Annotated in this window: 2 protein-coding genes; both read right to left on the minus strand. The window is 70.6% G+C overall.

Annotated elements, in window-relative coordinates; genetic code table 11:
- Positions 1 to 1,871 (minus strand): condensation domain-containing protein (locus tag BUE39_RS33195; protein ID WP_235005022.1); only part of this gene is annotated, 1,871 nt, incomplete at its 3' end.
- Between the two features lie 36 nt (positions 1,872 to 1,907).
- The coding region (locus BUE39_RS35835; RefSeq protein ID WP_268802015.1) for an AMP-binding protein at positions 1,908 to 9,413 on the minus strand (7,506 nt) is incomplete at its 5' end.

A 9,413-nucleotide genomic window follows, 5' to 3' on the forward strand; every position in this document is an offset into this window, starting at 1 on the left:
CGCAGCGCCACCGCCTCCGGCGTGCGCCGCGCCTGCGCCGCCAGCGCCGCGCCGAGCGACTCGAACGGATACCGCCGCAACGCCACCTCGGCATACCCCGCCGGCAACGTCAACGCCCCCACCCGCCGCTCCACACCCTCCGCCATCTGCGCCAGCACCGCTTCATACTGCGACGCGATCCGCTCCACCGTCCCGGCATCGAACACATCGGCCGCATAGTTGAACATCAGCCGCAACCCGCGCCCATCGTCGACCACGTTCAGCACCAGATCGAACCGCGCCGTATCCGTGCCGCCCGCCTCCGGCTCCACGACGAGACCCGGCATCGCCACCGCCGCCTCGCTCGTCGCCTGCTCCAGATTGAACATCACCTGGAACAGCGGCGAGCGGCCGAGATCGCGCTCGATACGCAACGCGTCGAGGACACGCCCGAACGGCGCCGCCTGATGCGCATGCGCTTCGAGCACGCGCGCATGCAGCCCGGCCAGCAGCGCGCCGCACGGCATGCCGCCGTCGACGTCCACATCGATCACGAGCGTATTGACGAAAAAGCCGATCAGCCCTTCCGTCTCGCCGCGCTGTCGTCCCGCCGACGGCACGCCGATGCGCACGCCCGGCTGTCCGCCATAGCGGTACAGCAACGCGGCATAGGCGCCGAGCAGCACCGTGAACAGCGTCGTGCGCCGCGCGCGCGCGAGTTCGCGCAAGCGGTCGGCGAGTTGCGCGTCGACATCGCGCCGGCAGCGTCCGCCCTCGATGCCGCGCACCGCCGCGCGTGGCCGGTCCAACGGTAATTCCAGCGCGGGACGCTCGACACCGAGTCGCTGGGTCCAGTACGCGAGATCGTCGGCGAGCGCGCCGTCCTGCCATTCGTTCTGCCATGCGGCGACATCGCCGAAATGAATCTTCAAAGGCGGCAATGCACGCGACAGCGCCGCGCCTTCGCCCGCGAGCGCCGCGCGATACAGCGCCGCGAGTTCGCGAACGAGCAGCGACTGCGACCAGCCGTCCGACACGATGTGATGCACGACGATCGACAACGCGTGACGGTCCTCGTCCAGCGCGATCAGATCGACGCGCAACAGCGGCCCTTGCGTGAGATCGAACGGCTCGCGCGCAGCGGCACGCAGCGTGTCGCGCAATTGCGCGGGATCGTCGAGCGTGCGTTCACGCCAGAGATAGCCCGCATCGTCCGCGATATGTTGAACCGCGATGCCGCGCGTCTCGACGAAACGCACACGCAATGCGCCATGCCGGGCGACGAGCGCATCGAACGCGCGGCGCAGCGCGTGAACGTCGAGGCGGCCCGTCAGACGGATCGCGCGCGACAGGTTGTACGCGGGGTTCCGCGGATCGAGTTTCCATAGGAACCACAACCGCTCCTGCGCGGGCGCGAGCGGATAACACGCCGACGCATCGACCAAGCCGTCAGCCTCATCCGCTTCTGCCGCATCACGCGACAACGGCACGATCGGCAAACGCGCGGGATCGACGCCCTGCTCGCGCGCCTTCTCGCGAAAGCGTCGTCGGCGTTCCGGCGACAGGGCGGCGTATTTGCGCGAGATCGCGAGCGCCTGGTTCGCCGCATCGGTGGCGGCATTGGTATTGGCACCGGCGTTGGCATCGACATTGGCACCGGCGTTGGCACCGACATTGGCACCGGCGTTGGCACCGACATTCACACCGGCATTGGCACCGGCATCGGCACCGGCATTGGCACCTGCACCGGCACCGATATTCGCACCGGCATTGGCACCGGTATTGGCACCTGCACCGGTAGCGGCATTCGCACCGGCACCGGCATCGACATCAGCACCGGCTACTGATGAACCCGGCACGGCAACCGGTTCGTTAGAGGTTGTAGTCAGCATGTTTTCAATTCGCATAGATAGGCATAGGCACGCGGTTCAATCCAGCGCATCGAACAAGCCATCGAGCGCTTGCAGTTCATCGTTCGCGGCCGCGCGCGGCGACGCGTCGCCATCCGCGCCGGACGTAAGCAGCGCGGCCAGCAGCGCCGGCGTCGGGCTATCGAACAGCGCGCCGAGCGCGACCTTGCGGCCCAGCCGCTCCGACAGCCGCGCGATCAACCGCACCGCCGCTAGCGAATGCCCGCCGAGCGCGAAGAAGTCATCGTTCGCGCCGACCCGCGCGAGTCCGAGCACGTCGCCGAACAACCGCGCGATCAACGTTTCGGTCTCGCCCGACGGCTCGACCCACGCCGCGTCGCTTTCCGGCGCCGCCTCGAAGCGCGCGAGCGCGTTGCGGTCCAGCTTGCCGTTCGCGGTGCGCGGCAACGCCTCAAGCTCATAAAGCGCCGCCGGCATCATGTAGCCGGGCAGGCGCGCGGCGAGCGTCCGCCGCCAGCCGGCCGGCACCGCGCGCGACGCGCCGACCACATACGCCACGAGCCGCGCCTCGGCATCGCCCGCGCCGGGCACGAGCGCGACGGCCGCGTCGAGCACGCCGTCGCAGGCGCGCAGCGCCGCCTCGATTTCGCCGAGCTCGATCCGGTAGCCGCGCAGCTTCACCTGCTGGTCGATCCGGCCGAGGCATTCGAATTCGCCGTCGGGCCGCTCGCGGCCCAGGTCGCCGGTGCGGTACATCCGCGCGCCAGGCGGCCCGTACGGATCCGGCACGAAGCGCTCGGCGGTGAGGCCCGCGCGGCCGAGATAACCGCGCGCGAGGTTGTCGCCGCCGATGCACAACTCGCCGACGCCGCCTTGCGGCGTCAACTGCCCGCTCGCGTCGACGATGCGCAGCGCGTTCGCATGCAACGCGCGGCCCACGGTGACCGGGCCGCCCTCGGCCACGCGCGCGCAGCTCGACCAGATCGTCGTCTCGGTCGGGCCGTACAGGTTCCACAAATCGACGCCGCGTTGCGCGAGTTGCGTCGCCAGGTCAGCGGGCAACGGCTCGCCGCCCGCGATGCCGACGAGCCGTCCGCGCGACGGACCTTGCCAGCCCGATTCGATCAGCAGACGCCAGCCGCTCGGCGTCGCCTGCATGAAGCTCGCGCCGCTGTCGTCGATCAGACGCGCCAGCGCGGCGCCGTCCGCGACCGTCGACGCATCGGCCATCTCGACGCAAGCGCCCTGCGTGAGCGGCAGACAGAACTCGAGCAGCGAGATGTCGAACGACGGCGTCGTGACCGACAACAGCACGTCATCGCGATGCAGTCCCGGCGCGATGCCCACGCTTGCGAGCAGCCGCGCGAGCGCGCCGTGCGAGACCGCGACGCCCTTCGGCCGGCCGGTCGAGCCGGAGGTGTAGATCACGTAGGCGAGTTGCGCGTCGCTGCACGGCAACGCGGGCGGCAGCAGGACTGCGCGTGCGTCGGTGGCGTGGGCGGCATCGCGTGTGCTGGCGAGCCGCGCGTCACGTCCGACGTCACGTGTGGCGTCGAGTCGCGCGTCACGTCCGACGTCACGCGTGGCGTCGGGTCGCGCGTCTGGTCCAACGTCGTTTGTGGTGGCGAGCCGCGCGTCACGTCCGACGTCACGCGTGGCGTCGGGTCGCACGTTGCGTCCGACGTCGTTTGTGGTGGCGAGCGGCGCGTCACGTTCGACGTCACGCGTGGCGTCGGGTCGCGCGTTGCGTCCGACGTCGCCTGTAGCGTCGAGCCGCGCGTCACCTCCAACGTCGCCTATCGCGTCGAGCCTTGCGTCGATCGCGATACGGCCGCCCAGCCAGTTGCCGAGCCGCGCGCGACCCTCCGCGTCGGCGATGACCCGCGTGATGCCCGCGTCGTCCAGCATGTCGCGCAGGCGTTCGGCCGGGAACGACGGATCGAGCGGCACATACGCCGCGCCGCTGCGCCACACGCCGAGCATGCTCGCGATCAGTGCCGGCGAGCGGCGCATGCAGACCGCCACGCGCTCCTCGCGCGCGACGCCGCTCGCGCGCAACCGCGCGTCGATCACGGCGGACCAGCGCGCGAGCGTCGCGTAATCGAAGGCTTCACCGTTTTGCCTGACCGCGATGCGTTGCGGCGCGCGCGCGGCCTCTGCTGCAAAGCGCTCGTGACACGCGCGCAACACGGGCCCGGTCAAGGGTTCGGTCAAGGGCTGGGTCAAGGGTTCGTCCAAAGGCTCGGTCACGCGCTCGGTCACGCGCTCGGCCAAGGGCTCGGCCAAAGGCTCGGTCAAAGGCTCGGTCAAAGGCTCGGTCAAGGGCTCGTCCAAAGGCGCAGTCAAGGTGTCAGGCAAGGACAACGTCAAGGACACTGGCAACGGCTCCGCGTGCGCCGCACCGCGCCGCGCCGCGAGTTCCCCGACAAAGCGCGGCGCACGCTCGCCGTCGTCGGCCAGTTGATCGAGCAACGCAAGGTATTGCCGCTGCAATTGCTCGACCTGCGCGCGCGCGAGGCGTCGGCTGTCCCAGTTCCATTGCAGTTCGATGCGCGTCGCCGGCAGAATCGTCAGCGTCAGCGGATAGTGCGTGCGCTCGAACGCATCCACGCGATCGACGCGCAACGCATCGGCCTCCGAGGATGCCGCGCGAGCCGCGACCGGATAGTTCTCGAACACGATCAGACTGTCGAACAGCGCATCGCCGCTGCGTCCCGCCCACTGCTGCAACGACGACAGCGGCGTGTGCTCGACCTCGCGCATCTGCAGGTTGTACGCCTGCAATTCGTCGAGCCAGGCCGATACCGTCATGTCGCCGGGCACGGCCGCGAACACCGGCAGGCTGTTGATGAAAAGGCCGAACATGTCCTCCGATCCGGCCAGCGACGCCGGCCGCCCCGACACGGTGACGCCGAACGCCACCGACCGCTTGCCGCTCAGTCGCGCGAGCAGCACGGCCCACGCGCCCTGCATCAACGTGTTGAGCGTCACGCGATGACGTTGCGCGGCGCGGCGCACACGCGCGTCGAGGAGCGCGTCGAGCTCGACCGCGAGCTTGCGCGGCACATTCGCGGATGCGTCGTGCGGCGCGGCGAGGCTCGCGGTGAGCGTGCCCGCATCGTCGGCGGCGGCGAGCCGCTCGCGCCACCAGTCGCGCGGATCGGGCTGCGCCGCGAGCCATTCGAGGTAGCGCCGGTACGGCGGCGGCACGCGCGCCGCATCGCGGCGAGTTAGGCCGAGCGCGCGCTCGTAGTCGTCGAACACTTCGGCGAGGAGCCGCGCGCCGCTCCAGCCGTCCGTCAGCACGTGATGATGCGTGCGCACGAGATCGAAGCGGCCGTCGGGACGGCGGAATACGTTCACGCGCATCAGCGGCGCGCGCGACGCATCGATGCCGGCGGCGAGGTCGGCCGAACGCCAGGCGGCGAGGCGCGCATCGTAGTCCGGCGCATCGCGCCAGTCGTGCACCGCGAACGGCAGCACGGCTTCGCGCTGGACGATCTGCAAGGCCGCTTCGCCATGACGCCACTCGAAGCGCGTGCGCAACATGTCGTGCCGCGCGATGGCGGCCTGCCAGGCGGCGCGCAACGCCGTGTCGTCGAGGCGGCCGTCGAGCGTCAGTTGCAACTGGTTCACATAGACGCCCTCGCCCTGCTGCAACTCGCTGTGATACAGCAGGCCCTGTTGCAAGGGCGTGGCCGGATAGATGTCGGCGACTCCGCCAAGCGGCAAGCCGAGCGTGCGCAAGCGCGCCTGATCGAGCCCGGACAACGGGAAGTCCGACGCGGTCGCGCCCGGCGGCGCGGCCACGCAGTGCGCGATCAGCGCGTCGACCTGCTGGTCGAACGCGGCGACGATGCGCTCGACGCTCTCGCGGTCGATTCGCGCCGGGTCGAAGCGCCAGCGCAGCAGCAAGGTTTCGCCCGTGACGATGCCGTTCAGGTCGAGCGCATAGTCGAGGCGCGCGCCGGCTCCGTGGCTGCTGCCCGCATCCTCGGAACTGAAGGCGAAGCGCGAGGCCGGATCGAACGACTGATCGAAGCGCCCGAGATAGTTGAAGCTGACGGCCGGACGTGGCCGCGCGCGGCTCGCGTCGAGCAGGCCCCAGTGCAGACCCTTGTTCGGCACGGCGCGGATGCGCTCCTTCACGGCGATGAGCGCATCGCCCGGCGCGGCCGATGCGGCGGGCAGCGCGACCGGGAAGCGCGTCGTGAACCAGCCGACCGTGCGGCTCAGGTCCGCGCCGTCGATCACGTCCTCGCGGCCGTGGCCTTCGAGTTCGACGGCGATTTCGCTCGCGCCGCTCCATGCGCCGAGCGCCTGCGCGAGCGCGGCGAGCAGCAACTCGTCGACGCGCGTGCGATAGGCGCGCGACGCGTTCTGCAGCAGGTCGCGCGTGCGGCCGGCGTCGAGCGTCCAGTCGATCGTTGCGCTTTCGACGACGCGCGTGCCCGCGGCGGGGCGCAGCGGGAGTGCCGGAACGGTGTCGAGCACGCTGAGGGCTTGCTGCCACCAGTGGGCTTCCGACTGGACCGCGTCGGAGGCGGCATACCGGTGGAGCGCGCGGACCCAGGCGCGCCAGGACATCGACGGCGCGGGCAACGCGATGGGCTCGTCTTGCTCAGCCTGGGCGTAGGCGGTTTGTAGTTCCTCGAGCAGCACGCGCCAGGAGACGCCGTCCACCGACAGGTGGTGGATCGCGATCAGTACACGCGTTTCGTCCGGGGTCTCGAAGTGGCCGATGCGCCATAGCGGGCCGCGCCCGATGTCGAGGCTCGACTGGAGGCGCTCGCAGGCCGCGGTGAGCGCTGACAGTGAGGACAGGTGTTCGTGGTGGACGATGGCTGGCTGTGTTGCCTGTGTTGCCTGTGTTGCCTGTGTTGCCTGTGATGCCTGCATTGCCTGCATTGCCTGCATTGCCTGCATTGCCTGCGTTGCGTGCGAGCCCGCCAATGCTTGCGTCACGTGTGCCGCGTCAGCCACTTCAACCGCCCCTGCCGCCTTCACCGCCACCTGCTTCCATCCCCCCGTCTCCTTCACGAACCGCAGCCGCAACGCGTCGTGCCGCGCCTCCAGCGCCCGCGCCGCGCGCTCCAGCGCCGCGGGTTCCAGACGCCCGCGCACCTTCAGCAGCACCGCCTGGTTCCAGTGCGACTCGCCCTGCGGATAGCGCTCGAAGAACAGCCGCTGGATCGGCGTCAGCGCCAGCGCCGCGCCATCGTCGACCTCTTCCGCACCGCCTGCTTCGAGCCGCTGCGCGCGTTGCGCCAGGCCCGCCACCGTCGGATGCTCGAACACCTGTCTCGGCGTCAGCCGCCACCCCGCCTCGCGTGCCCGCGCGATGATCTGCAGGCTCTGGATCGAGTCGCCTCCCGCCTCGAAGAAGTTGTCCGTCACGCCCAGATCGTCGCGCCCGAGCACCGCCGTCCAGATCGACAGCAACGCCGACTCCACCTCGCCCGACGCCGCCACCCGTTCGCGCGCGCCCGCCTGCGGTGCCGGCAGCGACGCGCGGTCGAGCTTGCCGTTGGGCATCCACGGCAGCCGCGCGAGCACCGTCACCGACGACGGCACCATGTAGCCCGGCAACTTCTGCTCCAGTTCGCGCTGCAGATGCGCGGCGTCGAGGGTGGTTTGCGTGGTGCCGGGCGCCGGGCGAGGAAGGTTGCCTCGTTCATCGCGTGACCGATCGCGCGGCACATCGCCTGGTGCCTCGCGTGATTGATCACGAGACGCCCGGCCTTTCAGCTCGCCGGACACATCGCCGGATACGCCGTCGTCATTCCCCGACTGGTTGCGGGATGCATTAGCCGATATGTCGCCTGACACGCTGTCGCCTGACACGCGACCCAGCGCATCGCCAGAAACATTCCCCGTCATTTCACCGGATACAGCAGCGAGCACATCACCTGATACATACGCCGCGAGCCGCTGCTTCTGTCCCTCGCCCACCACGATCACCGCCGCCTCGCGCACGCCCCCGCACTGCCGCAGCACCGCCTCGATCTCGCCCAGCTCGATGCGCTGGCCGCGCAGCTTCACCTGCTGGTCCAGCCGGCCGAGGAACTCCACCGTGCCGTCCCCGCGCATCCGGCACAGGTCGCCGCTGCGGTACATCCGCGCGCCCGGCGCACCCGACGGGTCCGGCACGAACCGCTCCGCCGTCAGGCCCGGCCGCCCCAGATACCCGCGCGCCACCGTCGGCCCGCCGATGCACAGCTCGCCCAGCCCGCCCACCGGCGCCTCGTCGCCGAACGCGTCGAGCACGCGCGCGGTGCGCCCCGGATACGGATGGCCGATCGGCACCGTCACCTGCCGTGCGTCGTCCGCCTCGGTGCGGCGGTACAGCGCCGCCACCGTCGTCTCGGTCGGCCCGTACAGGTTGTCCAGCCGGATGTCCGCGAGCGGCCCCGCGCGCCAGCGCGCGAGCGCGTCGCCCGGCAGCGCCTCGCCGCCCACCGTCACCTGACGCAGCGCGAGCCGCGCGCGCGGCGGCGCGTGATGCTGCCACTGCTGCCACAGCGCGGTCGGAATGCGCGCGAACGTCACGCGCCGGTTCACCAGCCGCTCGCTCAGGCTCTGCAGCTCCCACGGCTGCACGCCGCGCATCTCCACCGTCGCGCCGCGCAGCAGCGCCGGCAGCGTCTCGTGCAGCGCGACGTCGAAGCTGATCGTCGACGAGTGCAGCACCGTGTCGTGGCCGTCGATGCCGTAGGTCGCGAGGAAGTCCTGAAGATGGGTCCACAGCGCGCCGTGGCTCACGCCGACGCCTTTTGGGCGGCCCGTCGAGCCGGAGGTGTACAGCACGTAGGCGAGCTGGTCCGGGTGCAGCGGGGCGTCGATGTGGGCGGTGAGGTTGTTGCGGTGTGCTGCGCCGCTCCGGCCTGCTGCTTCGTTCTGACCTGCTGCTTCGTTCTGACCTGCCGCTTCGTTCTGATCTGCCGCTTCGTTCTGATCTGCCGCTTCGTTTCCGCCTGCTGCGTCGCTCCAGCCTGCCTGACCCCGATCGCTCGCACCGTTCTGCATCGCCAGGCCGATACGGCGCTGCGCATCGCTGTCGTTCGCTGCATCAGCACGGCCTACGGCACCAGGTTGGCTGGCCGCGTCGATGCCGCCAGCCACCTCGCCCTGCGTGACTCCCTCCGCGACAGCCTCCGGCACCGAACCCACCTCAACCACCTCAACCACCTCGCACCCCGCGAGCACCTCCCCAACCTGCTCCGCACTCGCCCGATCCGCCACGACCTCGGTAATCCCCGCATCCCCGATCATCTGCGCGAGACGCGCCACCGGATACCCCGGGTCCAGCGGCACGAACGCCCCGCCCGAGCGGATGACGCCCAGCAGCGCCGCGACCAGCGCCGGCCCGCGCGTCACGCACAAGCCCACGCGCCGCTCCGCGCCCACGCCGCGCGCGACCAGCTTCGCGGCCAGCGCCGCCGACCACGCATCCAGTTGTGCATAGGTGAGCGACGCGTCCTCGCAGCGCAGCGCCACCGCCTCCGGCGTGCGCCGCGCCTGCGCCGCCAGCGCCGCGCCGAGCGACTCGAACGGATACCGCCG

The organism is Paraburkholderia terricola, from assembly GCF_900142195.1.
Lineage (GTDB): Bacteria > Pseudomonadota > Gammaproteobacteria > Burkholderiales > Burkholderiaceae > Paraburkholderia > Paraburkholderia terricola.